Origin of the sequence: Burkholderia sp. 22088, assembly GCF_052045915.1 — a bacterium.
In the GTDB taxonomy this organism is placed as follows: Bacteria; Pseudomonadota; Gammaproteobacteria; order Burkholderiales; family Burkholderiaceae; genus Burkholderia; species Burkholderia cepacia.
Genome location: NZ_JBQEPY010000002.1, coordinates 177,878 through 203,498 on the forward strand (window position 1 = coordinate 177,878; position 25,621 = coordinate 203,498).

Genomic DNA, 25,621 nt, shown 5'->3' on the forward strand with positions numbered 1-25,621 from the left:
ATCCATTTCATTTGTTCTTGTATTTTGAAATTTAATTCCATCATACGACCTCTACCATCGCTCTCACTGATCCAGACAGGACATTTACGGAGCGCGATATGTGTGGAATTGTCGGGGCGGTCGCCCAGCGGGACATCCTGCCGAACCTGGTCGACGGCCTGAAGCGGCTCGAATACCGCGGTTACGATTCATGCGGCGTGGTGGTCTACCGCGACCGGGCGCTGGCGCGCGCCCGCAGCGTCGACCGCGTCGCGAACCTGCAGCGCGAGATCGCCGGGCAAGCGCTGTCGGGCTACACCGGCATCGCGCACACGCGCTGGGCCACGCATGGCGCGCCCGTCACGCTCAACGCGCATCCTCACTTTTCGCCGAGCGACGCGAACGCGCGCATCGCGCTGTCGCATAACGGGATCATCGAGAACTGCGATCAACTGCGCGCCGAACTGCAGGCGCAAGGCTACGTGTTCGCGAGCCAGACCGACAGCGAGGCGATCGCGCACCTGGTCGACCACCTGTACGACGGCGATCTGTTCGATGCGGTACGGCGCGCGGTCGCGCGACTGCGCGGCAGCTATGCGATCGCGGTGATGTGCCGCGACGAGCCGCACCGGATCGTCGGCGCGCGCGACGGGATGCCGCTCGTCGTCGGCGTCGGTGAGGGCGAGAATTTTCTGGCGTCCGACGCGATTGCGCTGTCGGGGATCACCGATCGGATCGCGTACCTCGAGAACGGCGACGTTGCCGATATCCAGCTGCATCGCTACTGGATCGTCGATGCCGCCGGCCAGCGCGTCGAGCGCGCGGTGCAGCGGGTCGCCGCGCATAGCGGCGCGGCCGATCTCGGGTCGTATCGTTACTACATGCAGAAGGAGATCTTCGAGCAGCCGCAGGCGGTGGCCGATACGCTGCTCGATGTGTCTTCGATCATGCCGGAGCTGTTCGGCGACGGTGCGTGGCGGGTTTTCAACGACGTCGATTCGGTGTTGTTGCTCGCATGTGGCGGGAGTTATCACGCGGCGCTCACGGCGAAGTACTGGATCGAGAGCATCGCGAAGCTGCCGGCCAGCGTGGAAATTGCGAGCGAGTTTCGTTATCGCGACAATGTGCCGAACCCGCGCACGCTCGTCGTCGCGGTGTCGCAAAGCGGCGAGACGGCCGACGTGCTCGGCGCCGTGCATGTCGCGAAGCAAAGCGGAATGATGCATACGCTCGCGATCTGCAACGTTGCGACGAGTGCGTTGATGCGGGAATGTGCGCTGCAGTTCGTCACGCGCGCGGGGGTCGAGATCGGGGTGGCTTCGACGAAGGCATTTACGACGCAGCTCGTCGCGCTGTTTCTGCTCACGCTATCGCTTGCGCAAATGCGTGGGCGGTTGAGCGACGACGCGGAGAAGGAACATCTGCGGGCGCTGCGGCATCTGCCCGATGCAATGTCGAAAGTGCTCGCGCTGGAACCGCAGATCATGGCGTGGTCGGAACTGCTCGCGAGGCGCGACAACATGCTGTTTCTCGGGCGCGGGATGCATTATCCGATCGCGCTCGAGGGCGCGCTGAAGATGAAGGAGATTTCTTATATTCATGCGGAGGCTTATCCGGCCGGGGAGCTGAAGCATGGGCCGCTGGCGCTCGTCAGCAACGAGATGCCGGTGATTGCAGTGGCGCCGAACGACATGCTGCTCGAGAAACTCCGGTCGAACATGCATGAGGTCAGTGCGCGAAATGGCCGGCTTTTTGTGTTCGCGGATGTGGACTGCGGGTTGGTGCCGGGCGACGGGATCGAGGTCATTCGGCTCAACGAATACTACGGGCCGCTTTCGCCGATTCTGCATACGGTGCCGATGCAACTGCTGGCGTATCACGCGGCGCTGGCGCGGGGGACGGATATCGACAAGCCGCGGAATCTGGCGAAGTCGGTGACGGTGGAGTGAGGTGGGCCGGGTGTGCTGAGGTGGATTAATTTCAGTTACAGACACCCGATTCAGGTTTGGTTACGAGGGTCTTTTGTGCCGCCGCGCCAAGCCGTTGTCGACACGCGAGCGTGCTTGCCGGCGCTCGCTTCTACCGACGAAATAACCGCCCACGGTCTCATCCGGACGACGGCAATGTGCCTGCTCAGGCACTGCCCACTTAATGTCGAGCTTCGGAACTCATATCACGGCGGGGGCACTCGAGAGGTCATCGCGTCGCGGGTCTTGAAGCGGAAAGTGCTTTTGCAGCAGTACTGTGACTTGCTCGATACCGTGCAGCACACCGGACCGATAATCGCCTTGCTGGAAATGAGCTTCCATGGCCTGGCAAATCGCCTCCCATTCGCGGCTGTCCACCCTGGCGTGTATGCCCCGGTCGACGACAATTTCGACGTCCCGGTCCGCAAGAAGCAGATAGATGAGAATGCCGTTGTTGTGCTCGGTGTCCCAGACCCGCAGGTCCGAGAAAACCTCGATGGCACGGTCCCTCGCAGAGATGCCTCTCAGCAAGGCTCCGATGTGCAGCGCCCCCTCTACAGCAAACCTGACTTGACCGACATGCGCGCGATGACTTGCACGGACAGCCTCTTCGATCGAAATTAGCGTCTGACGAGGAAATGCCTTGTCGACCCGCCAGTGGGTCGCGAAAAGATGCCGGAACAGACGTTTCAGGTCCATGCTCACCACCGTCCCGATGCGCCGCCGCCGCCGAAGCCCCCACCGCCTCCGCGAAAGATGTCGCGATTCGAATCACGACCGAAACGCCCACCGCTGCCGCCGATGAAGCGCCCGCCAGCGGCTCTCGTACCGCCACCCCGCAGCGTGAAGAGCAGCGCCATCAAGCCCGCCGCGATGGCGACAAGAAGCGCCTGCGACAAAATCCATGCGAGTACGCCAACGACGCCGCCTGTCACGACGGCGCCTGGCAGTCGGCCAAACATGGCGCGCAGCAGCCCGCCTGCCATGACCGTCAGGAGGAAGAGGACGGGAAGCAACCGCCCGGCGCCGTCGCCTGACAGAGGTCGCGGCTGTGGCGGAGATAACGGTTCGCCGCTGGTTACGCGCATGATGGCGTCGAGGCCAGCCGTGATGCCACCGTAGAAGTCCCCGTTTCGGAAACGCGGAACTATCGCCTCGTTGATGATGCGACTGCTCGTCGCATCGGTGAGCACGCCTTCGAGGCCGTATCCGACCTCGATTCGAAGCGCTCGGTCGTTCTTGGCGACAATCAGCAGCACACCGTCGTCGATGTTCTTGCGCCCAAGCTTCCATTGCTCGACGACTCGCATCGAATACTGCTCGATGGTTTCGGGCTCCGTGGTCGAAACGACGAGAACAGAAATCTGCGTTCCCCGTTTCGCCTCGAACGCTCTCAACATCGTCTCGAGGTTGACCAACTGGTCACCGGTCAGCGTTCCAGTCACATCGGTGACTCTCGATGTGAGCGGCGGGATAACGGCGTCCGCGCGGGCGCACGATCCTCCCAAGACTAAGAGGGCCAAGGCGAAGGCCATCGCCAGTCGGAACATGTTCAATTGGAGGCCTTGCCCGCAGATGCTGGCGTCGAGCCGAAGTCGACCCGAGGCGGTTTCGAAATCTCGGCTTCGTTGCTCACCGAGAAGTTGGGGCGCTCCAGATAGCCAAATGCCTTCGCAGTCAAATTTTCCGGGAACGATCGTATCGTCGTGTTGTACGCCTGGACGGACCGAATGTATCGGTTTCGGGCTACGGCAATGCGATTTTCCGTACCCTCGAGCTGCGCCTGCAGATCCCGGAAGTTCGCGTCCGACTTCAATTGCGGATAGTTCTCCGATACCACGAGCAGACGCGACAGAGACGACGTGAGCTGCCCCTGCGCCGCTTCAAACTTTGCAAACGCCTGCGGGTCGGCAATGATTTCCGGCGTGGCGCGAATCGAGCCGACTTGGGCCCGGGCCTCCGTCACGCTTACGAGCACTTCCTTTTCCTGATTCGCATAGCCCTTCACCGTGCTGACGAGATTGGGAACCAGATCAGCGCGCCGTTGATATTGATTTAGAACTTCCGACCAACTGGCCTTCACCTGCTCGTCTTCGCTCTGGATGGCGTTATAGCCACACCCTGGAAGCGACAGCACGCTCAGCGCCAACGCGCCCGTCAGAAGTGCACGGGCCAGACGGCGCCGTGCGGAGATTGCTGCTGAGTTTGTCAACATGCACGCGCCTCTGTCCGATATTCCCCGGCATTGCGCCGCTCACCGGTGCACTGCCTATCGTAAGTAGCCGGACGGTCGCAGGGTTGACGCACGTCAACGCTGCACTGTCGAGCGCGCCGGGAACGATGGACCACCTCGGTCGCGTGTCGGCTCCGGGGGCTTGCTACGTATGAACAATTCGGCACGTGGTTCGTTGAGCCACATCAAGCCATCGAAGGGGCGTCAGCATAGAGTGGTTTCAGGGCTCGACCGGCTCTCGAGAACCATGCTCATGGAGAACAAGATGGCATTCCCGCGAAAACTCGCAATCGCAATTACGGCGCTCGGCATGGCCAGTGCCGTTGCAATCGCCGGTACGCCGGCGGCCGGCGACAGTGCAGCTCACGACGCCCATCATCCGAATAAGGCGGCAGCAAAAGCGCCGGGCAAGTCAAACCGCGAGGCGAACGACCAAATGCAGGCCATGCGCGCCATGCACGAAAAGATGATGAATGCGAAGACGCCTGAAGAGCGCGCTGCCCTGATGGACGAGCAAATGAAAGTCATGCAAAACGGCATGGGCATGATGGAAATGATGGGCGCTCACTCGTCCGGTATGCCGATGTCGTCGCGGCAGGGCAGTATGGAAATGCGCATGGACATGATGCAAATGATGATGCAGGCAATGATGGACCGTCAGGCTGCTCGGGAGCATCCGGCGGAGAAGTGACGATACGAAACAGGAGGCAGCCATGGATGACAGCCCGCATGCTGGTCGGTCGTTCTGGAAATCGCGGTCGGCCATTGCGCTCGCAGGCTTCGCTGCAATCGCACTCTTCCTGTTACTCACGGAACATCGCGCCCATTTCCTTGGCGTGTTGCCCTATCTGCTGTTGCTCTCGTGCCCGCTGATGCATCTGTTTATGCACCACGGGCACGGGCATCATGGGACAAAATCGACCGATGGGCGCCCCGATTCGGGAGACAGTCATGACCGGCATCGGTGACGGTTACGGGCTGTGGAGCCTCGTTGCTATCAATTCTCTGTTCTTCATCATCTTCGCGTTCAGCTTCTTCAAGCCGGCAACAAAGCGGGACTGGAGAACGTTCGGTGGATTCTCCGCTTTCATCGTCGCGCTATTCGCGGAGATGTACGGGTTTCCGCTCACCATCTATTTGCTGTCGGGTTGGTTGCAGACGCGCTTTCCACAGGCCAATTTGCTGTCGCACGACGCTGGACACCTCTGGTGGACCCTGACCGGCAGACACGGCGACCCGCATGGCGGACTTCCGCATCTCCTCAGTTTCTTCCTGATATTGGGCGGCTTCTACTTGTTGTCCACCGCATGGCACGTACTGTATGAAGCTCAGCGTAACAACGAGTTGGCCACCACCGGGCCCTACTCGAAGATCCGACATCCCCAGTACGTCGGATTCGTCGTCATCATGCTGGGCTTCCTGCTCCAATGGCCCACGCTCGTGACCTTGGCCATGTTTCCTGTTCTGGTTTTCATGTACGTTCGACTAGCCAGACAAGAGGAGCGCGATTCGGAGGCACGGTTCGGCGCTGCGTGGCGTGAATACGCGGCACACACGCCGCGCTTCGTGCCGAACTTGTTCGGAAAACGCCCGGCTCAAGTACATTGATTTCAGACGGCTCCCCGCAGCTGGCGCTGCCGCCGAACTCAATCGCACTCTTCCGGGATGAGGAGGCTGGCATGAAGCCCTTCAAGACTGGCGTGACGCTCTCGGTCACGGTTGTGCTCTTCTATGTCCTATGCACGCTCGTATGGATGGCACTTCCCGAACCGTTCATGAACTTCATGAACGCACTTTTTCACGGACTCGATTTCCGGCGTCTCCAGACGGGCGAGCCATTGTCCTGGTGGTTTGTGGTCTACCCGGCCTTTGTGTTCGCGGTCTGGTTCTTTGCAGCCGGCGTCTTCTTCGCGTGGTTACACAACCGCTTGAGTGAACCCAATTGACGCAATTCCGTACGCCTGCCCATCTCCCTGCAACGGAAAAGCATGGAATGAACGTTGCTCTGCGCTATCGCTCAACACATCGAAGCGTCGTCGCCGGCGTGCCCCGATTTGACAATAGGGACTCACCGTTCGCGGCACCGCCGTTACGCCAATATCGAACGCGCAGGGCAACGGCCCCCAATGGAAGTGGAACGGGTACTCAAAGGAGCGTCAAATGAGCGGCCAATCCGGCGAAGACAAGCTGTATCACCCACGGATTTCCGAGCACGGGGCATCGGACGAATCTCACGCTCGTGAGACGGACAAGCATGCCCATTCCACCGAGCATAGGCGCGACGCGCATACTCATCACCATCAGGTTCAGGAAGAACACGGTCATTGCGCAGATTCACTTCGCGACCCGGTCTGTGGAATGACGGTGACCGATGCGTCACGCTTCCGCTGCGAACACCATGCCAAGTGGTACACGTTCTGCAGCGAGGCTTGCCTGGAGAAATTCCAGGCTGCGCCGTCCAAGTATGTCGAGCCCTCGACCATTGAGCAACCGCAAGCAGTTCCCGGGGGCACCCTCTACACGTGCCCGATGCACCCGGAAATTCGCCAGGACCATCCCGGGCAATGTCCGAAGTGCGGCATGACACTGGAACCGATTCTGCCCAGCGTTGACGAAGGCGAAAATCCCGAATTGGTCGATTTCCGACGTCGATTCTGGTGGACGCTGCCACTGACCATCGTAGTGTTCGTCCTGGCGATGTTCGGCCATCGTTTCGAATTGATGGATGTTCGCAGCGAGAGCTGGGTCGAATTCATTCTGTCGACACCGGTCGTCTTGTGGGCAGGCCTGCCGTTTTTCGCGCGATGCGCGCGTTCGTTCATGAACCGCAGCCCCAACATGTGGACCCTCATCGGGCTCGGAACAGGTGCGGCGTATATCTACAGTGTCATCGCCACCATCTTCCCCGGCGTGTTTCCTGAAACGTACAGCATGCACGGCCGAGTCAGCGTGTATTTTGAAGCTGCAGCAGTCATCATTTCGCTGACGCTACTCGGACAATTGCTCGAACTTAAGGCTCGCTCGCAAACGTCCGCAGCCATCAAGGCGCTGCTCGGGCTCGCACCCAAGACGGCGCGCCGCATTAACCCGAACGGCTCAGAGGAAGACATTCCGTTGTCCCACGTGCATGTAGGCGACCAGCTTCGGGTGCGGCCAGGCGAGAAAGTCCCTGTGGATGGTGTCGTGACTGACGGCACGAGTTCGTTGGACGAGTCCATGATTACAGGCGAGCCCATTCCGGTCACGAAGCGTGTCGGCGACCACGTCATTGGCGCGACGATGAACGCAACGGGCAGTCTGGTCATCCGCTCGGAGAAGGTCGGCTCGCAGACTGTGCTCTCGCAAATCGTGCAGATGGTCGCGCAGGCTCAGCGGTCCCGCGCGCCCATGCAGCGGATGGCAGATAAGGTTGCGGGAGTATTCGTCGTCGGGGTCGTCAGCGTCGCGTTTCTGACATTCCTCCTGTGGGGCATATTCGGGCCGGAGCCCAGCTGGGTGTTTGGCCTTATCAACGCTGTCGCAGTGCTCATCATCGCGTGTCCATGCGCGTTGGGGCTCGCGACGCCGATGTCCATCATGGTGGCGAGCGGCAAAGGTGCTACCACGGGGGTTCTCTTTCGGGACGCCGCTGCCATCGAGAATTTTCGAAAGGTCGATGTCCTGATTGTGGACAAGACCGGGACGCTGACCGAAGGGCGTCCTGCGTTCGAGCGGGCTGTCGGAACGAACGGACACTCGGCCGATGAAGTGCTTCACCTGGCCGCCAGTCTCGACCAAGGCAGCGAACATCCGCTCGCGGCTGCAATCGTCGCCGCGGCACGCGAGAAAGGGGTGCAGCTGGACCGAGCGGAAAAATTCGAATCCGTGACGGGCATCGGCGTGCGCGGGCTGGTCGCCGGTCGACGGCTGGCGTTGGGCAATACCGCGCTCATGCAGACTGACCAGGTGTCCGTCGAGTCGCTAGCGAAGGAAGCAGACCGTATGCGAGCGCAAGGTGCGAGCGTCATGTACCTGTCAGTCGATGGCCGTTTGGCCGGTTTGCTTGCGGTCGCCGACCCAATCAAGACCACCACGCCGGAGGCGCTTGCGACGTTGAAGGAGAACGGCATCCGAGTCGTTATGGCGACCGGCGATGGGGTGGTAACGGCCAAGGCCGTTGCCGAGAGACTCGGTATCGACGAATATCACGGCGAGGTCAAGCCGGCCGACAAGCTCGACTTGGTGACGAAGCTCCAGCAGGCCCGGCATGTTGTGGCGATGGCTGGCGACGGCATCAACGACGCCCCGGCGCTCGCGAAAGCCGATGTCGGCGTTGCCATGGGAACAGGCACGGACGTGGCGATGAGCAGCGCGCAAGTGACGCTCGTCAAAGGCGACTTGCGCGGCATCGCACGAGCGCGAGAGCTGTCCAAGGCAACTGTCGCGAACATGAAGCAAAACCTCGGCTTCGCGTTCGTGTACAACGCGCTAGGGGTTCCGTTGGCGGCCGGGGTACTTTACCCGTTCACAGGATTGCTGCTCTCGCCGATGATTGCGGCGCTTGCGATGAGTTTGAGTTCCGCGTCTGTCATCTCGAACGCGCTGAGGTTGCGTAACGTCAAAGTTTGAGCGGCGATACCGCATGCGAGCCTTTCGGACTGTTTCCTCGATGAAACCTTGCCACCGCTCGCTTTGTGAATCTCGTACGGACTGAAGATAGATGTCAGGGGTGTTGGAATTAAACAGCGTCTCTATGGCCTCGACCAGGCGAATCGCCAGCAGTCTCTCCAGAGAATCCGCAGCCGGACCCTAAAGCAAACCTCCTCTACACGACGGTCGATTCCACGATGGCGCATCACCATACGCGATTGAAGCACCACCGGCCCTTGCAAGCAGTTTCTCATCCGGTTCTCCCGCACCTCGGGAGGCGCGCCGGTTTGAACGACACCGAACCGGAACAGCAGGTCGGGTAGCGCTCGCTACAGCACTGACCGCTGCCACTTGTCCTTAAAATTGACGAATTCCTTTTTTCTCACCCTCCACTCGCCCGCGTCGTTCTTCATGGTGATTCGGAATATCGCCAACATCCCGACGGTTTGACGAATGATGAAAACCACCTCTCCACCGGTGGATTCCACGCCATCTTCAACGTCAGTTTCAGGGTCGTATGTCGGGGGATCCGAGCAACCCAAGTCAATCAGACGACCTTGGTTTGTCTTATCCCGCAATGTCCATCTCTCGAAAATATCCGAAAGCGCCTTCCGAGCACAATCATCTACTTCCGATACGTCGAGCCCACTCTCCAGGGCACCGCGCTTCTGCTTATAAAAACCCTTTTCCCAATGATTCATTTCCAACATGAATGATCTCAATGCCGTTCGCGCCCGCACAAAATCATCATCCGTCATCTTCAATCTCTCATGATTGAGAATATCGCCCACAATCAGCCAAGGAGCCGGCAGCAGGCCCGTCGATATCTTACCGTCCTGGGTCAGCGTGCCTTTGAGTCGGTCGCATGCATGTGGAGTGGGACGCGCGCAACGAGCAGCAGGCGGCTCGACTTCGCTCCGCACAAGTCTCTCGGAAATGTTCAATGAATTGGCACTGGCCGCGCGGCGATCAAAGGGCGGCCGTGGGAAAAATACCGGTGACGTCCAATGTGCACGCGACACAGAGCGCTTTCACTTGGCACCAACATCAGCCGAACGGCGACAACGACCATGCATCGCCTGACGGCCACCCTCCGGTCAATTCCCGGAGGCAGCCGAACCAGCCCGAACGAAATGATGCTCCATCCTCGTGCGCAACACGCCATCGAGCGCGGCAAGTCGATCGCGCAGCCGAACCGCTTGCCCTTCCGTCATTTCCCCGAGAACGATCTTTTGCTCGAGAACGTCGCCACAGCGGGCGATGGCCCACCGGTCGACCGTGGCGGTTTCGCCTTCGAGTACGGCAGCCGCTGTCGACACGATGCCCGGATTCAATCCCGAAACGAGATGAACCGTATGCGTGAGCGTGAAACCGGGAAGGAGGTGCGACCAGTCTTCACAGACGGTCTGGCGGGAAGCAGCGGTATCCTGGCGCATGATTGCTCCGGTTGAGTGGTTATCGAACCGGTGCCAGCCATGCTGCTCCCGTTTCGTTGCCGTAAATCGGCCGCATCGCCTCAAGGGCGTCCACCTTGCCCGGGAGGGCAGGTTGGCGTCGGATAACCCGACTCTGGATGCTTGATTTCTCTCGTTCGACATTCCGAACGATGGTTCATTATATCGAAAAGCACGCGTAGCGCAAGAAGTGTCGGGAGAGTGGCACTTTAGCCGGATGAGCTCACCGATCCAGCCCTTGTAAGCGACGCGACAGGAAGAGCTGTGTCAGCCCTCCTCACCGCCCTCCAACCACCCCGAAACCTACGCCCTCACGCGATATACCTGTTCTTGATCCGGATATCCCGCCCCTGGAACGGCCCCGTATCGTGCTCATGCAGATGCACGACCACCTGCTTCGGATCGAACAGCCTCGACACCTCGCGGAAATCCTGATTCACGCGCTTCATGCCTTCGATCATCTCGCCATGCAGCGCCGCATCGTCGAGCGGCATCGGTGCACTGCCCAACGCACGTTCGAGATGGAGGTGCAGGAAACTCGTCAACTGCGCATCCTCGGTCGTCGCGAGCTGGAACGTGCTGATCGCGTCATGCAGCACCGGCGAAGCGGACAGAACCTGCTCGATGTCGGACGGGAACACTTTCGCGCCATAGAACGGCACGCTCGAATCGTTGCGGCCGTACACGAACAGGAACGGGAAATGGCTGGTCCGCGCGGCAAAATCCTGCAGGCGCATGCCATGCGCCGACAGACGCCTGTTCAGCTCGCGGAATCGGTACGTCCCACCCGAATCGCGAATGTTGTACCGAATCTTCGGCGCGGCGCCCGACTGCCGCCCGATGGTCACCAGCAGTTCGCCATCGTCATTCGTTTCGATCACGTAATCGAGCGCGTTGTACTGGAAGATCATCGGCGGCGTATCGCGGCCGAACAGCTCGCGGCACAGCTCGGGCCGCGTGAGCAACGCACGCCGCAGGCCAATCGTCGTCGGCGTCTCGACGCCGATGTTGATCTCGAGGTCCGACGCGCCATACGACGAGATCACCGTGCTCGCCTTGCGCAGCAGATGGTCGCGCAACGCTTCCGACAACCCTTCCCCGCCGACGATGAAATCGATGTGGTACGCGCTCAGGTCGAGATCGCATTCGTCGACCACCGAACGGATGAACGGCGGGTAGCCGAATATCAGGTACTGGTATTTCGGCCCGAACAGCTTCAGCGTGTTGATCAGCTTGGCCTTGTCGGGGCCGATCGACTTCATGATGCCGACGTCGACGAGCGACATCGACACGTTCATGCCGGTCGCCCACGGCCCGAGCGCAAAGCAGTTCAGCAGCATCTTGCCGGAGTCGCGGAACACCAGCTGATAGTTCAGTTGCAGGATGCGCTTGACGTCGCTGCGTTCGGCCGCGCTGCGCACCCAGTTGTTCGGCTGCCCCGTCGACCCCGACGATTCGTCGATGACGACACCCGACTTCGGAATGGCGCCACCGTAGCAGCGCTGCTCGATCGAATAGCGCTTGATGTAATTCTCCTTGGTCATGGCGGGCAGGTCCGCCAGCCGCCATTTGCCGCCGGCCTTGTAGCCTTCGGCCTTCAGGAACTCGATGTAGGCCGGGCACGACGTGCTCGCCTTGAGGAATGCGACGCGGGCGCGCATGCGGCCGACATAAGCCAGATAGGGCTGAAAAATCGGCGCGTTGAGGAACACATAGAGACGTCCGTCGACGCTGATCACGCGGCGAAGGAACCAGAGCGTCCAGAGAACGGCTTCGAGAAAGAGGCGAATGAGCGTGTTCATGCGGATTGCGGCGAATGGGATGGAACCGGCGCATCGAGGAGGATGTCGGCAAGCGCCCTGCGCTGGCTTTGCGGCGGCGTACGCGAGTAGCCGACCTTGAACACGAGCCATGCGCGATCGACCCCGGCATGCGTGCTGAACCACGCGGCGGCGTCGGGGTTCGTGACCAGGTTGCCGTACGGATGCAGGTACAGACCGAGGCTCGTCAGCGCCAGCCAGAAGCGCAGCAGGAAGCGGCCCGACTCGATCGCCTTCTCCGGATTGAAGAAATCGCCGCTCAACACGCCGATCGCCGGCACATGGCCGAGCTGCGACCGGTACCGGCGCTTGAAATAGAAGCGCGTCGGCTTGAACATCAGGATCTTCGACAGACGCGCGGACATCCAGAACTCGGCGCGCGACAGGTTCATGCAGCGCCAGTCGAGACCGTCGCGATGTCGGGCAGTCGAACGTTCCGTGAACCGGAACCAGGCCGTGATTTCATCGTGGTAGTCCGCGACGTTCATGTCATGAAACACGGCGTCGATGTTTGCCGCGATGATCGGCTCGATCAGTTCCGCCCCCGACAGATGCGTATATCGATGCCCCCATTCGTCGGCCAGCGCCGCCAGTTGCGTGACGGCGGCATCCGGCACCGGTGTCGGGTCCATCGAAATGCGCGACGTGCGGCGCGCCAGCATCAGCGCGGACGGATCGTCGCGCGGCGCATCCGCATTGGTGTTGGCGACGAGCCGCAGCGCAGCGAACGGAATCAGCCCCGGCGGCGTCGGCCGGGACAGGATGGCCGCGAATTCCTGCACCGGGCGATGCAGTTGCCATTCGACACGCAAGCCATGCGGTGCCGCGAGCAGATCGATCGCGTCGATGAACATGCCCATCGCGGACAACAGGAACGCGCCGGTCGTGTCTTCTTTCGGCAGCGTGCGCGTGCCGTCGATGAACAGCTCGGCGCGATCATCCGAGATCAGTTGCACCCGCCACGGCTGAACGTTGTGCGGCGACGGTGCGTGTCGGGCCACGGACAGGATCGTGCGCCAGACAGTAAAGGTTTCAGCGGGAATCCCCGGCATTTCTCGTGGCTTCCTTGTTGTTGTGCGGCTGATTGCCGTTGTGGCGCGAGAACCGGCCCCTCTCAAGACCGGGTGAAGCTGTGCGCATCTTACATGAGGGCCGAGGCAGCCTCACGGATGCCCGGACGGCAGATCGGCTGCGACGCAACCGTCCGCGCCCCGAAGCATCGTCCGTCGTCACATGCGGAGCTTCGTGGCCGGTCGAAGCCCCGTTCGAGAACCCCGCTACTTCGACAAATGCAGCTTCTTCGACACGACGATGCCGCTCGACTCACTCACCAGCGAGATGTCATGGATATCCATGTGCAGCGTGGAGATCCTCGTCGTGATGTCGGTCGGCTCGTCGATACTCGGATCGACATGCTCGGTTTGTTCCGTCAGGTAAGGCCGAACCAGCCGCCCGGAGAAAACGAGTGCGAATTCGCCGCTCGCTCGTGCGTGCTCGGCGGGCGATAGCCGCATGCGGCTACGAATCGCGGTCTTTTTGCCTTGGCCGGAATCGAGTTCGATGATGTCGACGTGCTGGATGTACCCTTTCGCCTTCGCTTCGGGTGCAATCACGAGCCCGCGCCCTCGCGGCCCCGTCGTGACTTTTCTGAGCAGGATGCCCGTCCGGTCGTTGCGCTCTGCGTCGAACAGGTCGACGTCCAGCGTCAACAGGTGCCGGCGTGACGAGTACCTCAGCCCGTACCGCACCGGTACCACGAACGTCACGTCACGATCCAGATCGACGGACGCCAGGTCGGGATTCGGGCCACGCCGGTCGACCGCGCTGGAGACCAGGCCGCGAACCCGGTCGCGCAACGAAGGGGAGAGGGTAGTGATGTGCAGCTTCTTCAGTGCGTCCCGGATTGCAACCGGGTCGTCGCCGGCAATCGGTCGTGCCGGCGACGTGTCGGGATGGACAGCCGACGCGACGCGCGCCGTGCCGTCCGCAGCCTCCGCCGCTGCATGCGCCGCGACCGGCGCCAGCATCATCGCCAGGGCGACGATGCACGCGTAGTTCGAGTGACCCAATGTGGATTTCCGGTAAAACACGACGAACTCCTGATTTTCAACGACGTGCACTATAGGGTGGAATGATCGGCAACGCACCCGCCGTTTGATATTCACGGACGGCCGGCGCGCCCATCATAGGTTCGTCGTCGGCACGGCGGCAGGCCAACGGACACACTACCGTGTTGCCCGGGCGACAACAACCGGCGGGAAACGCGCAGCGCCCCCGCGTCAGGAATCCGCACACTCATCCCCGCCCGTCCTCGCGCCGATACTCCGCCGGCGCCTTTCCCACCAGCTTCCGGAAGTCGCGCGTGAAGTGCGCCTGATCGAAATACCCCAACGCCTGGGCCAGTTCCGCGAGATCGACCGCCTCGCCGCCCGCGAGCTTGTCCGCGGCTTCGTGCAGGCGATAACGACAGATCACCCATTTGGGCGTCACCCCGACATGGCTGGAAAAGAGCTGCTGCAACGTGCGTTCGCTCAACCCCGCACGCTCGGCCAGGTCGCGCACCTGCGTGAGCCCGATGTCCTGCTGCAGCATCTGCAAGATGGCATGAATACGCTCGACCTGCGGATCGGGCGGCGGCAGCACCCGCAACAGCAGCGCCTCGGCCGCCGCCACCATCCCGGCATCGTCCCCGGCGCCGAGCACGGCCGCTTCGGCTTCCGCATCGCCGCAGTCGAACAGCGTCGACACCGGCAGCACCTTGTCGGTCGTCAAATGCACCGGTTTGCCGAAAAACGCCCGGAACGCGCCCGGCCGGAACCGCAAGCCGATCACCCTGCCGGCGCCCGCGAGCGTCGTCTCGAACGCCCCCGACACCACACCGAAGATCCCCGTCTGCCGCCTGTCGAACACCACATTCACGCACGGATACGGCAGTGTGCGCTGCACGTAAGGCGGCTGGCCGCGCAGATCCCATTCGACGATCCAGTGGTGATCCAGCACGCCGGCCAGTTCGGCTCGCGGGTGATAACGATTGAGACGGAAGCGCTGATTGATCGCCTTCGGGCCGACCACGCCCTTGGGCGTGTCGGTCACGTTACGCAGGTCGGCCATGGTCGGGAACCGGTGAGGTGAAGGCGCAATGATGCACCGCCACAGCGGGTTTTTCCAAGACGAGGGGGCGCAACCGTCCTACATTCGAATCCCTGCCGACGAACGCACCCACCGGAGCCCGCCATGCCGCAAGACCGTCACCTGACCCTGTTCCACTCTCCGCGCAGCCGCTCGGCCGGCGTGCGGATGCTGCTCGAGGAACTGAGCGCCGACCATGAACTGCACGCGTTCGATCTCTCCACCGGAAAACACCGCGACGCCGAATACCTGCGCATCAATCCGCTAGGCAAGGTTCCCGCGCTGCGTCACGGCGACGTGATCGTCACCGAGCAGGCGGCCGTCTACCTGTATGCGGCGGAACTGTATCCGGAAGCCGGCCTGTCGCCGGCGCCGGGCGATTCGCTGCGCGGCCCCTATCTGCGCTGGATGACGTTCTATGGTTCGTGCTTCGAGCCGGCCCTCGTCGACCGATCGATGAATCGCCCGCCCGCGGCCTACTCGACGTCGCCCTACGGCGACTTCGATACCGTCGTCGACACGATCGATGCGCAACTGGCGAAGGGACCTTACCTGCTGGGCGAGCGCTTTACCGCGGTCGACGTGCTGTGGGGCTCGGCGCTGAACTGGACCACGATGTTCAAGCTGGTGCCCGAGACGCCGCGCATTCGCGCCTACATCGATCGCGTGCTTGCGCGCCCGGCCATCCAGCGCGCGCAGGCGGCAGATGCCGCGCTGGCGGCGGAACAGGACAAGGCCAAAGAGGCGGCCGCCGCAGCGGAGTAGTTCATTGGCGGGCCGACCTTGGCACCGGATCCGCCCGCCGCCCCGTCAAAACACCGTATGCAGCCCCACCCGCGCCACTGTCTGGTTCGCAGAACCTGAAGCCCCGTTCGGATCCAGCACGCCATTGACCTGCGCATTCGCGCCGCTGTTCGCGCGTTGGTAGTCGGCCGATACATAAACCATCGTCCGCTTCGAAAACAGGTACTGAAGCGCCACACTGACCTGATGCGCGTGGTTGTCGTTCACCGCTTCGTTGCCCTTCATGTACATGTACTTCGCGCCCAGCACGACATCCGGCCTGATGTGCCACAGCCCGCCGGTCTCCGCCATCCACACGCCGGCATCGTTGAACGCGTTGTGCACGGTGGTCACCAGCGCACTCGCGGTCACGGCACCGAAGTCGTAATGCATCCCGACACCCCAGTTGCGCACGCTGGTGGACGGCACGCCAAGCGCGGGACCGTACTTCTCGTTCGTGTAGGCCGCACCGACCCCGAACGCCCCCATCTCGTAGCTCACCCCGGCGCTGACCGCATTGTCCGCGCCGACCGAGCCGGCCACCCCGCCGAACGCGTACATCACGCCGCCGGAAAAACCCGCGACCGTCGGCGAGCTGTACTTGACGGAATTCGCGATCGGCTTGCTGCCTGCCGTGCGATCCCAATCGAACGCACCGGTCGGATTGCCCGGCAGCGCGAGACGCTGGAACGGGCCATTGCGAAAGCCGTACAGCCCCGAGATATCCCGAGCGATCGCATTGCCCTTCGAAAAGAGCGAATCCACCATGAAGTCGTACTGGTTGCCCAGCGTGATGCGGCCGAACCGGTTGCTTTCGAGGCCCACATACGCGTTGCGGCCGAAAATCCCCGTCCCGACGATGCTGCCGTTCGCCATCGAGAACTGGTTCACGAGCGCGAACGTCGCGCGATACCCGCCACCGAGGTCTTCAGTCCCGCGAAAGCCGAAGAGATTGGGCGCGAATATGCCGTCGTCGAACTTGACGTTCTTTCCGCCGCCCTCGTTGCTGACATAAGAAATGCCTGCGTCGATCAGACCGAACATCGTCACGCTGCTCTGTGCCCATGCGCCGTGCGTCACGGCAAGCATCACCACTGCTCCAAACCTGAGTTTCATGTCGTCTCCGTCTTTTTTATGAAAATGCGAGGCCGCCACCCGCTACGTGGCGGGTGCTCGCTCGGTGCTTCAAAGGAAATTGCGTTCATTCAGGCGGAATCGAACAACGCCTGAACCATGATTAGCTCGACTGATTGATCAATTCGATGACCGCCGCATCGACCCGCCCCGCTCGTACTCGTCGAAGCGCCCGAATCAAGCGCCCCGATGGACGATCCACGCGGTGGAATCCACCTCGACCGTCACGACCTCCAGCGCCGAACCCGAGCAAGGCCCGTCGATACACACACCATCGTCGAACCGGAACAGCGCGCTGTGATGCGCACACATCAACACCTGCGACCGGTAACAGGAAACGCTGCCCGGGACGAAATCGAGCGGCACGGAGAAGTGCGGGCAGCGATTCACATACGCCCACACCTGCCCGCCGCGTCTCACGACGATCACGGGACGTCCGATGCAGGCCTCGTCGACGACCCGCGCGCCGCCGTCGGGCACATCGGAAAAACGGCAGAGTTGTCGGGCTTCCATGTCTCACACCCTCTGCTCGGGATTGCCGAGGCTCCAGTCCCACGGCCGCACTTCGACGTGCGAAAACAGCCCTTCCTTCACGTACGGATCGTTGCCGACGAACTGCATCACCGCGTGAATGTCGTCCGCCTCCACGACGAGCAGCGTGCCGTTCATCGCGTCGCCGTGCGGGTCCAGCGTCGGGCCGCCGAGCCGCACGACCACGCCGTGCTGGTCAGCCGAGCGCAGGTAGGTTCGATGAATCGGCCGCATGCGATCACGCACGTCGCGCATGCCCGGCTGGTCCGTCGCAAACACCGCAAAAAATCGCGCCATGTCGATCAACTCCGGTCGAGGACGAACGCGCGAAGAGGCCGTACGAGGCACCGCACGCGCAGGCGCGCGCCTGGCGTGCCGTCGAAGCCGGCGGCGACCTGCCCGGTCAACCCGGCATCGCCGTCATGGTGGTCATCGCTCATGTCTGTCTCCATTGACGCGCGAGCCGCTCACCGCGGCGCGCGTCCTTCCCATGCGTGCTGAAGCAGCGCGCGAATCGCCGCGCGTTCGATCGGCCGCGGGTTCGCGTACGGGTTGCGACAGGCGAGGTCGGCCGCTTCGTCGAGACCGCTCTCCGGCATCCCGAGGTCGGCGAGCGCCGGTGCGATGCCGAGCCGCACGTTCAGCGCGAACAGCAGCGGGCCGGCTTCGGCTGCGTCGTTCCCGCCCAAGGCGCGCGCCACGCAGCGCAGCGCATCGGGCGCGGCGGCATGGTTGTAGTGCGCGGTATGCGGCAGCATCGCCGCGTGCGTCTGTGCGTGCGGCAGGTTGAAGGTGCCGCCGAGCGTGTGGCACAGCTTGTGGTGCAGCGCCATGCCGACCGCGCCCAGGCAGGTTCCGGCGAGCCACGCGCCGTACAACGCGCGGCTGCGCATCGCGCGGTGTTCCGGATCGCGCACGATCACGGGCAGCGCGTCACCGAGCGCGCGGATCGACTCTTCCGCCATCAGGCTGATCACCGGGTTCGCGTCTTCCGCATAGAGCGCCTCGACGGCGTGCGCCATCGCATTGATACCCGATGCCGCGGAAATGTCCGGCGGCAGCGTCACCGTCAGCGACGGGTCGTAGAGCACCGTACGCGGCAGCACGCGCGCGTCGCGCCCGGTGCGCTTCAGCCGGCCTTCCGTGAGCCCGAAGATCGGCGTCATTTCCGAACCGGCGTACGTCGTCGGCACGGCGAGGATCGGCAACACCGACTCGAGCGCAATGGCCTTGCCGAGCCCGATCGTCGAGCCGCCGCCGATCGCGACGCAGCAGTCCGCGTCCAGCTCGCCGGCCATCTCGCGGGCGGCATGCGCGACCTCGACCGGCACGTGCATGACCGCCTGCGCACAGATGCCGGCCGCACGCTCGCCCAGGATCGCCTCCACGCGCTCGGCGAGCGGCCGCTGCTCGGGCGTGGACAAGACAAGCGCGCGGCGGGCGCCGAGCGTCGACAGCTCGTCCGGCAGCCTCGCGAGTGCGCCCCATTCGAACACCACGCGGGAAGGCGTGCCCTGATAGACGAAGCGATCCATGGAAAACCTCAGCGCTTGAAGTGCGGCGGCACGTTGCCGTCGACGTTGACCCACACCGATCGCGCTTCCGTGTAGTCGTGCATGGCCTCGAAGCCCATCTCGCGGCCATAACCCGACTTGCCGACGCCGCCGAACGGGCTGCCCGGGTTGACGCGCTTGTAGCAGTTGATCCAGCACATGCCTGCGTTGATCCGCGATGCCATCCGGTGTGCGCGCGAGAGGTCCTTCGTCCAGAGGCCGCTGCCCAGCCCGTATTCCGTCGCGTTGGCGATGGCCAGCGCTTCGTCGTCGCTGCCGAAGCGCAGCACCGTGACGAACGGGCCGAACACTTCCTCCTGCGCGACGCGATCGGCCGCGCTCCTCGCTTCGATGACCGTCGGGCGCACGTAGTAGCCGCCGGCGAGCGCCGGGTCCTGCGGCGCGCTGCCGCCCGTGAGCACGCGGCCGCCCTGCTCGCGCGCGACGTCGACGTACGACAGCACGCGATCGAGGTGCTGCTTCGAGGTCAGCGGCCCCATCTCGGTATCGGCGTCGAGCGGGTTGCCGATGCGGATCGACGACGCGAGCGCGACGAATCGCTCGAGGAATTCATCCGCGATGCGTTCGTGCAGCACGAGACGCGAACCGGCGATGCACGCCTGCCCCTGGTTGTGGAAGATCGCCCATGCGGCGCCGTTGATGGCCGCGTCGAGGTCGGCATCGTCGAAGACGAGGTTGGCGCCCTTGCCGCCCAGTTCGAGCTGCACGCGCTTCAGGTTGCCCTGCGACGCTTCGACGATCCGGCGGCCGGTGGCCGTCGACCCCGTGAACGCGATCTTGCCGACCCCCGGATGTTCGGCGAGCCGCTGGCCGGCCGTATGCCCGTAGCCGGGGACGATATTGACGGCACCGGCGGGAAACCCGACTTCGGCCATCAGCTCGACAATGCGCAACGTCGACAGCGGCGTGATCTCCGACGGCTTGAGCACGACGGTGTTGCCGGCGGCGAGTGCCGGGCCCATCTTCCAGCTCGTGAACATCAGCGGAAAATTCCACGGCACGATCTGGCCGACCACGCCGATCGGCGCGCGCTGCACGTAGTTCAGGAAGCCGGTTTCGACCGGAATCACCGAGCCTTGCAGCTTGTCGGCCATGCCGCCGAAGTAGCGGAAGCAGGCCGCCGTGCGCGGCACGTCGAGCGCACGCGAATCGCGGATCGGGTGGCCGGTGTCCAGCGACTCGAGCCGCGCCAGTTCGTCGGCGTTGGCCTCGATTGCGTCGGCGAGGCGCAGCAGCAACCGGCCGCGTTCGGCGGCCGGCAGGGCCGACCATTTGGGAAACGCGCGCGCGGCGGCTTCGACGGCGAGATCGACATCCGCCGCGTCGGCTGCCGCGATCTTCGTGATGACGGAGCCGTCGTGCGGGTTCAGCACGTCGATCGTGCCGCGGTCGACGGCGTCAACGAAACGCCCGTCGATGAAGAGTTGGGTTTGCATGAATCGTCCTCGGTACAGGGCTGAAGCGGAAGCGTCTGCGTTGCTCAGAACGCGATCGGATACGGCGCGAGCTCGCCGCTCTCGTAGCGTTGCGGCAGGTCCGGCGTCGCGTTTTCCCAGACGAGCAGCATCGACCGCTTCGTCGAATAACCCTGATGCCGGATGTCGGCGGGCATCGCGCAGATGTCGCCGGCGCGCATCGTGACGCGTGCGCGCGGTGCGCCGGTGTTCTTGTCGCCGATGTCCCACACGATTTCGTCGGACAGTTGCAGGAACCATTCGACGCGGTCGTTGCCATGGAACACCGGCAGGATGAATTCCTCGGTGGTCGGACAGAACAGGCTGCGCCCGCAGACCGACGTGACCGACGGATTCCACGTGACGTCCGAGCGCGACAGGTACTTGAACAGGTTGAACGCGTGCAGTTCGCCTTCGAAGCCCGGCTCGACATGCACTTCCGGTTCGTCCTGCGCGACGTCGAGGAACGCACGGTTGACCGGCAGGTCGTCGCGCAGCGGCGAGTCGCCTTCGAGGCCCGGCATGCGGCGCGTCGCGATGCGCGTGCGCTCGATCGCTGCGCCGTTGTCGCCGTGCTTGCGCCCGAACGCCGTGCCCGTTTCCTCGGGCGCCGCGAACGGATCGAAGCCTTCGTTCGTCCAGTCGTGCAGCATCGCCTTGAAGGTCGCCATGATCGTGGGCGTTTCGAAGGTCTCGGTGTAGTCGACGCCGGCGTCCTTCAGGATGCCGTTGAACGTGCCCGCATACACGTCCACCTTGCCGTAGTGATTGCGCGTGCCGAACACGTGGTCGAAATTCACCCAGCCGTAAAAGAAGCCCCACGCCACGTCGCGCATCATCGCGCGCAGGAACGCGTCCGCCGGCATCGCATGCGTGCGGGTCCGGCCTTTCGCGGGCCAGCTGATCTTCACGAAGTATTCGTCGCGCTGGAACGCGAATTCGCCGAGCTGGAAGCGGCGGTAGCCGGTGACGGCATCGGCTTCGGTCGATCGCACCAGATCGGCGGCAAAGCCCGTGGAAAGGTCGAGGGTGTCGAGGGTGGCCATAACGTGTCTCCTGGGAATGTCGAATGAGGTCGGACGAATCAGTGCAGGCAGATTTCGGCCCACTTCTCCACGGACAGCTCGCCAAGGACGGTCTGCACCAGCGCGACGCCCGGCCGGCTCGCGGTGAAGCGGTATGCACAACCGGCCGGCAGCAGCGCCTGATGGCCCTTGCGCAGCACGACATACCCCATCTTGCGGCCGGCCGGCTGGGCGCCGGCGCTCACGGTGCCGCGCCCCGATTTCGGCGGCGAATCGAGCTTGATGAAGTCGATCCGGACCTCGCCGTCCATCTGGATCACGAACTCGTCGTGCGGGCACGCGAACCACGGCGACTGGCCGTCGGTCCGCAGCACTTCGATCACGTATTCGAGGTTCTTGCCGGCGACGACCTTTTCATACGGAGCCGATTTCGATGCGACCTCGAACACGTTCGAGAACGCGTAGTGGCGGGCGCTGCCGCTGGTGATTTCGATCTCGCCCTTCCGGTAATGGTCGAGCGAGCCAAAGACGGTGTGGAATGCCGTGTCGGTCATTGCTGTCTCCTGAGTTGAACTGCTTGTTGGATTCAACTCTAGGGGCAACGCACAGCAGCAACAAGGCAACGGACAGCGATTACGGCATTTGCGTTTCGCGAATAATCCGCGCGGTTCAACGCACCCAGCCGCGCTCCAGGAGGGGACGATCCCACGGGGATTCGTCGCCGATATGGTCCGCGAGGAATTCGACCAGCGCCTTCACCTTCAGCGCCTGTCGCTGCGTCGCGGGATAAACGGCGGCAAAGCTCAGCGGCGCGAGCTGATAGTCGGTCAGGATCGGTACCAGGCGGCCCGCGACGAGCGCATCGCTCGCCACGAGCGTGGGCAGGCAGACGACGCCGCCGCCGGTCAGCGCGTACTCGCGCAGCAGGTGCACGGAGTTCGAGCGGATCATGCCCGGCAGCTCCATTTCGACGACCTCGTCGCCGCGCGTCATCGTCCAGCGGTTGCGCGACGGGTAGCCGGAATACAGCGCGGTCGTGTGCTGCAGCAGGTCGCGCGGATGTTGTGGCGCACCATGCGCGGCGAGGTAGGCGGGCGACGCGCAAAAGAGGCGCCTGACGGTGAACAGCCGTCGTTCGATCAGCGACTCTGAGATCGGCGGAAAGATCTGGAACGCGATGTCGAACCCTTCTTCGACGGGGTCCACCACACGGTCGTTGACGATGACGTCGATCTGGATGCCCGGGTAGCGCCGATTGAATTCCATCAGCGGCGCGCCGAAGTGATCGAGGGCGAAACCGGGCAGCATCTGGATGCGCAGCCGCCCGGTGGGCGTGGCGCGCAGCTCGCGCATCTGGTCCGTCAGCTCGTTGACGCGCCCCACGACCTCCGCGCACTCGCGATAAAACGCCTCGCCCACTTCCGACAGGCGCACGTGGCGGGTGCTGCGATGGAACAGCGGCGCGTTGACGAACTTCTCGAGCTGCTGGATGCGGTTCGTCACGACCGAGCTGGTCACGCCGAGCTGCCGCGCCGCCTCGGCGAAGCTGCTCGCCTCCGCCACCCTGACGAATGCCTCGATGCTCAGAAACCGGTCCATGCCGCGCCCTTTTTCGACAGCGAAACCGGCAGTCTACCCGTGCGGATATCGGGCTGTGTCATGCGGGAGGCGTCACTGTGTCACCCAATCGATGTCAATCGCCGACGGCGCCGCCCGCCGCATGCACCGCCCTGCCCGCGCGGGCCTTACCGCGACTGCTCGCCGGCCGCCAGTTCCGGCTGCACGGCTACGCGGCGCTGCAGCACGGCCGGCGCGGTTTCCTTCAGCAGCAGGCTGACCACGATGCCCAGCACGACCGCACACATCGGCAGCCACAGAATGTTCTGGATGCCAAAGTGTGCGGCGACATAGCCGCCCAGCGCCGGCGCGATGCCGCCGCCGAAGATCTCGCCGACGCCCACCACCACGCCGATCGACGTCGACACGAGCCCGACGGGCGCGGCCTCCGTCGCCACCGGGCCGGACAACAGCGACACCAGGCCGAGCGTGAAGAACGACGCGACGAACAGCACCCCGAACAATGCGAACGGCTCCGGGCCGAGGCCGCGGAACAGATAGAGCATCACGGCCGTCCCCGCGAAACCGACGATGCTCGCGAGACGGCGGCCGACCAGGTCGGACAGGCCCGGCAGCCCGAACTGCCCCAGAAAGCCGCCGAAGCCGATCGCCGACACGACGAGGCCCATCTTCTGCGTGCCAAGCGCCAGGTAGTCGGTCAGGTAAAGCGGCAGCAGCGCACCGAGCACGAATACGCCCGTCATCGCGCAGCACAGCGCGGTCATCGCCACGAGAATGTTGCGGCTCCTGAGCACATGGCCGAGCGATGCCGGTGCATGCTCCGACGCGACGGCCGGCGTGACCTTCGGCTCGCGGATGACGAAGAACATGATCGCGCCGAGGATCAGGCCGGGAACGGCCACGAGCGCAAACACCCAGCGCCACGACACGAAACCGAGCAGCTGCGTCGCGATGATCGGCGACAACGCGAGCCCGAACAGCGCGAAGCCGCTTTGCTGCAGGCCGAGGTTCAGCCCGCGCCGCCGCGGATGCGACGCGTCGGCGGTCGCGGCAAAGCTCGTCGGGCAGAACGAGCCCTCCGCGACACCCATCAGGCCGCGAATCGCCATCAGCCCGAGCAGCCCGCCCGCGAGCCCCGAGAAGCCCGACAGCAACGAGAACGCGATGATGGCCGGAATCAGCACCTTCCTGCGGCCGACCTTGTCGGAGATGCCGCCCATCAGCGCCGCGAAGATGCCCCACGACAGGCCGAGCACGCCGATGCAGTTGCCGACGTCCTGCGCGTTCAGGTTGAGGTCCTTCATGATCGAAGGGAACAGCGGCGCGATCAGCCAGCGGTCGAGGCCGACCAGCCCGAAGCCGAGCGCCAGCAGCGTGACCGCCTTCCACTCATAGGCGGTATCCCACTCGTTTGCTTTCATTTCCGTCTCCGTGGACACAGGTTCGCCTGCGCGCGACGGAGCGCCTGCGCATCAGCCAGGTCCGATGGTTTTTGTGTGCGATGTGAATCGCCGGGAAGCGCCGGCTTCCGCTCCGGTTCGACGTATCGAATCCGGCGAGCCGACGGCACAACGATAGGTGCAACGCCAGGGATCGGGTATCGAACGCGCGGCGAACGCGCCATTCGCGATATGCAAATAATCGGCGGCGGTGGGCGGGAAGTGTCGGTGGGACGGCGGGGAGAGAACGGTCGTGGGGTTGAAGTGACGCGCGATTGTGCGTCTCGGGGGAAATCCCTCATGGACATCCGGGCGACCGGGGACTGGCCCGTTCACGCCCGGCATGCACCCGATCCGGCGAGGCCGGACGATACGTGCGGGTAACGCATTTCGTATGACAAAAGATGCATTTTCGATCTTCGATCGCGGTGGACTTGGACTCGCGTTCCGGAATCTTCGCGCTTATGCAGTTGACCATGGCGAGCCGTGACGGAAACCGCCTTCCACACTATCAAACTGAAAACGGCAAAACTGCTGTCAAGCGGACACGCATACCGAGTGCACGAGCGCGACCGCACGCACATCGATTTTTATATTTCAATTCCGCCTTATCCATATCCGAATTAAGACAAGTCGAATTTTCAATTACCGACATCCAATCCGGTTCAGCATAGTTGCCCGCAACCTCCACCTCTCAACCACCCAGAAAGGGATAGCGACAAATACCAACCCTGACTACCCGATATAGGATTTTTCCAATTAATACAAAACACCCCGCCAAATCAGAAAAATGTCGAACACCGTTTCAGAGCGAATTGATTTTCATCTCAAAATACCAACAAACCTTTAAAACCCCCATTGTTTGATATTCTGCGCACCGAAATCACGATCA

At 63.1% G+C, this 25,621-nt stretch carries 26 protein-coding genes and 1 riboswitch; of the genes, 7 read left to right on the plus strand and 19 right to left on the minus strand.

Translation table 11 applies throughout. The features are described from left to right. Nucleotides 1-98 precede the first annotated feature (98 nt). Nucleotides 99-1,928 carry a glutamine--fructose-6-phosphate transaminase (isomerizing) gene (gene glmS, locus ACTJLD_RS03890; RefSeq protein ID WP_027789787.1) on the plus strand — a complete coding sequence of 610 codons (1,830 nt, stop codon included), beginning with the start codon at nucleotides 99-101 and terminating at the stop codon, nucleotides 1,926-1,928. A gap of 219 nt (nucleotides 1,929-2,147) precedes the next feature. On the opposite strand, the gene ACTJLD_RS03895 is transcribed toward glmS, so the two are convergent. The 3 genes from ACTJLD_RS03895 to ACTJLD_RS03905 are packed head-to-tail and all read right to left on the minus strand — an operon-like array spanning nucleotide 2,148 to nucleotide 4,161. Next, a complete protein-coding gene (locus ACTJLD_RS03895) occupies nucleotides 2,148-2,645 on the minus strand; it encodes a TPM domain-containing protein (protein WP_119336261.1) in 498 nt (165 codons plus the stop codon). A gap of 2 nt (nucleotides 2,646-2,647) precedes the next feature. Continuing rightward, nucleotides 2,648-3,502 (minus strand): TPM domain-containing protein, encoded by an 855-nt coding sequence (locus ACTJLD_RS03900; protein ID WP_440658022.1) that lies wholly within the window; start codon nucleotides 3,500-3,502, stop codon nucleotides 2,648-2,650. Further along, nucleotides 3,499-4,161, minus strand: a complete 663-nt coding sequence (locus ACTJLD_RS03905) for a LemA family protein (RefSeq protein WP_226153794.1) — start codon at nucleotides 4,159-4,161, stop codon at nucleotides 3,499-3,501. The genes ACTJLD_RS03900 and ACTJLD_RS03905 overlap by 4 nt, the downstream gene beginning before the upstream one ends. A 271-nt stretch (nucleotides 4,162-4,432) precedes the next feature. Here ACTJLD_RS03905 and ACTJLD_RS03910 point away from each other — a divergent pair, with 271 nt between their 5' ends. The 5 genes from ACTJLD_RS03910 to ACTJLD_RS03930 all read left to right on the plus strand — a co-directional run bounded on the left by ACTJLD_RS03910 (nucleotide 4,433) and on the right by ACTJLD_RS03930 (nucleotide 8,787). Beyond that, entirely contained in the window at nucleotides 4,433-4,870 is a 438-nt protein-coding gene (locus ACTJLD_RS03910) for a hypothetical protein (protein WP_230942681.1), read from the plus strand. A 22-nt stretch (nucleotides 4,871-4,892) separates the two neighbouring features. After that, entirely contained in the window at nucleotides 4,893-5,147 is a 255-nt protein-coding gene (locus ACTJLD_RS03915) for a DUF2933 domain-containing protein (RefSeq protein ID WP_321909242.1), read from the plus strand. After that, nucleotides 5,131-5,787: a methyltransferase family protein gene (locus ACTJLD_RS03920; protein WP_440658025.1), complete on the plus strand. Its 657-nt coding sequence runs from the start codon at nucleotides 5,131-5,133 to the stop codon at nucleotides 5,785-5,787. The genes ACTJLD_RS03915 and ACTJLD_RS03920 overlap by 17 nt, the downstream gene beginning before the upstream one ends. 71 nt (nucleotides 5,788-5,858) lie before the next feature. Further along, nucleotides 5,859-6,125 (plus strand): DUF5676 family membrane protein, encoded by a 267-nt coding sequence (locus ACTJLD_RS03925; protein WP_059692956.1) that lies wholly within the window; start codon nucleotides 5,859-5,861, stop codon nucleotides 6,123-6,125. Between the two features lie 214 nt (nucleotides 6,126-6,339). Next, the gene (locus ACTJLD_RS03930) at nucleotides 6,340-8,787 is read left to right on the plus strand and encodes a heavy metal translocating P-type ATPase (protein ID WP_440658028.1); all 2,448 of its coding nucleotides are present in this window, start codon (nucleotides 6,340-6,342) and stop codon (nucleotides 8,785-8,787) included. A 350-nt stretch (nucleotides 8,788-9,137) separates the two neighbouring features. Here the strand turns inward: ACTJLD_RS03930 and ACTJLD_RS03935 are convergent, their stop codons facing one another. From ACTJLD_RS03935 to ACTJLD_RS03960, 6 genes are all read right to left on the minus strand, one after another. Beyond that, on the minus strand, nucleotides 9,138-9,731 hold the full coding sequence (locus ACTJLD_RS03935; RefSeq protein ID WP_440658030.1) for an NTF2 fold immunity protein: 594 nt from the start codon (nucleotides 9,729-9,731) through the stop codon (nucleotides 9,138-9,140). Nucleotides 9,732-9,905: 174 nt separating this feature from the next. Beyond that, entirely contained in the window at nucleotides 9,906-10,244 is a 339-nt protein-coding gene (locus ACTJLD_RS03940) for a hypothetical protein (RefSeq protein WP_148668956.1), read from the minus strand. Between the two features lie 42 nt (nucleotides 10,245-10,286). Further along, nucleotides 10,287-10,390: riboswitch (SAM-I-IV-variant riboswitch) on the minus strand. Nucleotides 10,391-10,573: 183 nt separating this feature from the next. Next, nucleotides 10,574-12,064, minus strand: a complete 1,491-nt coding sequence (locus ACTJLD_RS03945) for a phenylacetate--CoA ligase family protein (protein WP_440658032.1) — start codon at nucleotides 12,062-12,064, stop codon at nucleotides 10,574-10,576. Next, nucleotides 12,061-13,200 carry a nitroreductase family protein gene (locus ACTJLD_RS03950; RefSeq protein WP_321917502.1) on the minus strand — a complete coding sequence of 380 codons (1,140 nt, stop codon included), beginning with the start codon at nucleotides 13,198-13,200 and terminating at the stop codon, nucleotides 12,061-12,063. Before ACTJLD_RS03950 ends, ACTJLD_RS03945 begins: the two co-directional genes overlap by 4 nt. A gap of 159 nt (nucleotides 13,201-13,359) precedes the next feature. Then, nucleotides 13,360-14,172: a hypothetical protein gene (locus tag ACTJLD_RS03955; RefSeq protein WP_440658266.1), complete on the minus strand. Its 813-nt coding sequence runs from the start codon at nucleotides 14,170-14,172 to the stop codon at nucleotides 13,360-13,362. Nucleotides 14,173-14,377: 205 nt separating this feature from the next. Further along, nucleotides 14,378-15,193 carry a helix-turn-helix domain-containing protein gene (locus ACTJLD_RS03960; protein ID WP_176115088.1) on the minus strand — a complete coding sequence of 272 codons (816 nt, stop codon included), beginning with the start codon at nucleotides 15,191-15,193 and terminating at the stop codon, nucleotides 14,378-14,380. A 123-nt stretch (nucleotides 15,194-15,316) separates the two neighbouring features. Between ACTJLD_RS03960 and ACTJLD_RS03965 the strand changes: the two genes are divergently transcribed. Next, entirely contained in the window at nucleotides 15,317-15,976 is a 660-nt protein-coding gene (locus ACTJLD_RS03965; RefSeq protein WP_060208531.1) for a glutathione S-transferase family protein, read from the plus strand. 45 nt (nucleotides 15,977-16,021) lie between these two features. Here ACTJLD_RS03965 and ACTJLD_RS03970 read toward each other — a convergent pair whose 3' ends face one another. The 10 genes from ACTJLD_RS03970 to ACTJLD_RS04015 form a co-directional block, all read right to left on the minus strand. Next, entirely contained in the window at nucleotides 16,022-17,110 is a 1,089-nt protein-coding gene (locus ACTJLD_RS03970) for a porin (protein WP_440658038.1), read from the minus strand. A gap of 195 nt (nucleotides 17,111-17,305) precedes the next feature. Continuing rightward, the gene (locus tag ACTJLD_RS03975) at nucleotides 17,306-17,641 is read right to left on the minus strand and encodes a Rieske (2Fe-2S) protein (protein ID WP_321917508.1); all 336 of its coding nucleotides are present in this window, start codon (nucleotides 17,639-17,641) and stop codon (nucleotides 17,306-17,308) included. Between the two features lie 3 nt (nucleotides 17,642-17,644). Continuing rightward, nucleotides 17,645-17,956, minus strand: a complete 312-nt coding sequence (locus ACTJLD_RS03980; RefSeq protein WP_021160030.1) for a YciI family protein — start codon at nucleotides 17,954-17,956, stop codon at nucleotides 17,645-17,647. A 5-nt stretch (nucleotides 17,957-17,961) separates the two neighbouring features. Beyond that, the gene (locus tag ACTJLD_RS03985; RefSeq protein WP_155637450.1) at nucleotides 17,962-18,099 is read right to left on the minus strand and encodes a hypothetical protein; all 138 of its coding nucleotides are present in this window, start codon (nucleotides 18,097-18,099) and stop codon (nucleotides 17,962-17,964) included. Nucleotides 18,100-18,126: 27 nt separating this feature from the next. Next, nucleotides 18,127-19,194 carry a maleylacetate reductase gene (locus tag ACTJLD_RS03990; RefSeq protein WP_440658042.1) on the minus strand — a complete coding sequence of 356 codons (1,068 nt, stop codon included), beginning with the start codon at nucleotides 19,192-19,194 and terminating at the stop codon, nucleotides 18,127-18,129. Between the two features lie 8 nt (nucleotides 19,195-19,202). Continuing rightward, nucleotides 19,203-20,669 (minus strand): aldehyde dehydrogenase family protein, encoded by a 1,467-nt coding sequence (locus ACTJLD_RS03995; RefSeq protein WP_440658044.1) that lies wholly within the window; start codon nucleotides 20,667-20,669, stop codon nucleotides 19,203-19,205. A gap of 44 nt (nucleotides 20,670-20,713) precedes the next feature. Further along, nucleotides 20,714-21,733, minus strand: a complete 1,020-nt coding sequence (locus tag ACTJLD_RS04000; protein ID WP_059692765.1) for a hypothetical protein — start codon at nucleotides 21,731-21,733, stop codon at nucleotides 20,714-20,716. A gap of 38 nt (nucleotides 21,734-21,771) precedes the next feature. Continuing rightward, complete coding sequence (locus ACTJLD_RS04005; RefSeq protein ID WP_027789806.1) at nucleotides 21,772-22,266, minus strand: hypothetical protein; 495 nt, start codon at nucleotides 22,264-22,266, stop codon at nucleotides 21,772-21,774. A gap of 115 nt (nucleotides 22,267-22,381) precedes the next feature. Continuing rightward, nucleotides 22,382-23,311 carry a LysR family transcriptional regulator gene (locus ACTJLD_RS04010; protein ID WP_027789807.1) on the minus strand — a complete coding sequence of 310 codons (930 nt, stop codon included), beginning with the start codon at nucleotides 23,309-23,311 and terminating at the stop codon, nucleotides 22,382-22,384. Between the two features lie 146 nt (nucleotides 23,312-23,457). Beyond that, nucleotides 23,458-24,711, minus strand: coding sequence for an MFS transporter (locus tag ACTJLD_RS04015; RefSeq protein WP_440658047.1), 1,254 nt, complete (start codon nucleotides 24,709-24,711; stop codon nucleotides 23,458-23,460). Nucleotides 24,712-25,621 lie beyond the last annotated feature (910 nt).

Bases quoted from the DNA above. Each gene is read 5' to 3' on its own strand.
- glmS (WP_027789787.1), top strand. From the start codon at position 99: ATGTGTGGAATTGTCGGGGCGGTCGCCCAGCGGGACATCCTGCCGAAC.
- ACTJLD_RS03895 (WP_119336261.1), bottom strand. From the start codon at position 2,645: ATGGACCTGAAACGTCTGTTCCGGCATCTTTTCGCGACCCACTGGCGG.
- ACTJLD_RS03905 (WP_226153794.1), bottom strand. From the start codon at position 4,161: ATGTTGACAAACTCAGCAGCAATCTCCGCACGGCGCCGTCTGGCCCGT.
- ACTJLD_RS03910 (WP_230942681.1), top strand. From the start codon at position 4,433: ATGGAGAACAAGATGGCATTCCCGCGAAAACTCGCAATCGCAATTACG.
- ACTJLD_RS03915 (WP_321909242.1), top strand. From the start codon at position 4,893: ATGGATGACAGCCCGCATGCTGGTCGGTCGTTCTGGAAATCGCGGTCG.
- ACTJLD_RS03920 (WP_440658025.1), top strand. From the start codon at position 5,131: ATGACCGGCATCGGTGACGGTTACGGGCTGTGGAGCCTCGTTGCTATC.
- ACTJLD_RS03925 (WP_059692956.1), top strand. From the start codon at position 5,859: ATGAAGCCCTTCAAGACTGGCGTGACGCTCTCGGTCACGGTTGTGCTC.
- ACTJLD_RS03930 (WP_440658028.1), top strand. From the start codon at position 6,340: ATGAGCGGCCAATCCGGCGAAGACAAGCTGTATCACCCACGGATTTCC.
- ACTJLD_RS03940 (WP_148668956.1), bottom strand. From the start codon at position 10,244: ATGCGCCAGGATACCGCTGCTTCCCGCCAGACCGTCTGTGAAGACTGG.
- ACTJLD_RS03945 (WP_440658032.1), bottom strand. From the start codon at position 12,064: ATGAACACGCTCATTCGCCTCTTTCTCGAAGCCGTTCTCTGGACGCTC.
- ACTJLD_RS03960 (WP_176115088.1), bottom strand. From the start codon at position 15,193: ATGGCCGACCTGCGTAACGTGACCGACACGCCCAAGGGCGTGGTCGGC.
- ACTJLD_RS03965 (WP_060208531.1), top strand. From the start codon at position 15,317: ATGCCGCAAGACCGTCACCTGACCCTGTTCCACTCTCCGCGCAGCCGC.
- ACTJLD_RS03970 (WP_440658038.1), bottom strand. From the start codon at position 17,110: ATGAAACTCAGGTTTGGAGCAGTGGTGATGCTTGCCGTGACGCACGGC.
- ACTJLD_RS03975 (WP_321917508.1), bottom strand. From the start codon at position 17,641: ATGGAAGCCCGACAACTCTGCCGTTTTTCCGATGTGCCCGACGGCGGC.
- ACTJLD_RS03980 (WP_021160030.1), bottom strand. From the start codon at position 17,956: ATGGCGCGATTTTTTGCGGTGTTTGCGACGGACCAGCCGGGCATGCGC.
- ACTJLD_RS03985 (WP_155637450.1), bottom strand. From the start codon at position 18,099: ATGAGCGATGACCACCATGACGGCGATGCCGGGTTGACCGGGCAGGTC.
- ACTJLD_RS03990 (WP_440658042.1), bottom strand. From the start codon at position 19,194: ATGGATCGCTTCGTCTATCAGGGCACGCCTTCCCGCGTGGTGTTCGAA.
- ACTJLD_RS03995 (WP_440658044.1), bottom strand. From the start codon at position 20,669: ATGCAAACCCAACTCTTCATCGACGGGCGTTTCGTTGACGCCGTCGAC.
- ACTJLD_RS04000 (WP_059692765.1), bottom strand. From the start codon at position 21,733: ATGGCCACCCTCGACACCCTCGACCTTTCCACGGGCTTTGCCGCCGAT.
- ACTJLD_RS04005 (WP_027789806.1), bottom strand. From the start codon at position 22,266: ATGACCGACACGGCATTCCACACCGTCTTTGGCTCGCTCGACCATTAC.
- ACTJLD_RS04010 (WP_027789807.1), bottom strand. From the start codon at position 23,311: ATGGACCGGTTTCTGAGCATCGAGGCATTCGTCAGGGTGGCGGAGGCG.
- ACTJLD_RS04015 (WP_440658047.1), bottom strand. From the start codon at position 24,711: ATGAAAGCAAACGAGTGGGATACCGCCTATGAGTGGAAGGCGGTCACG.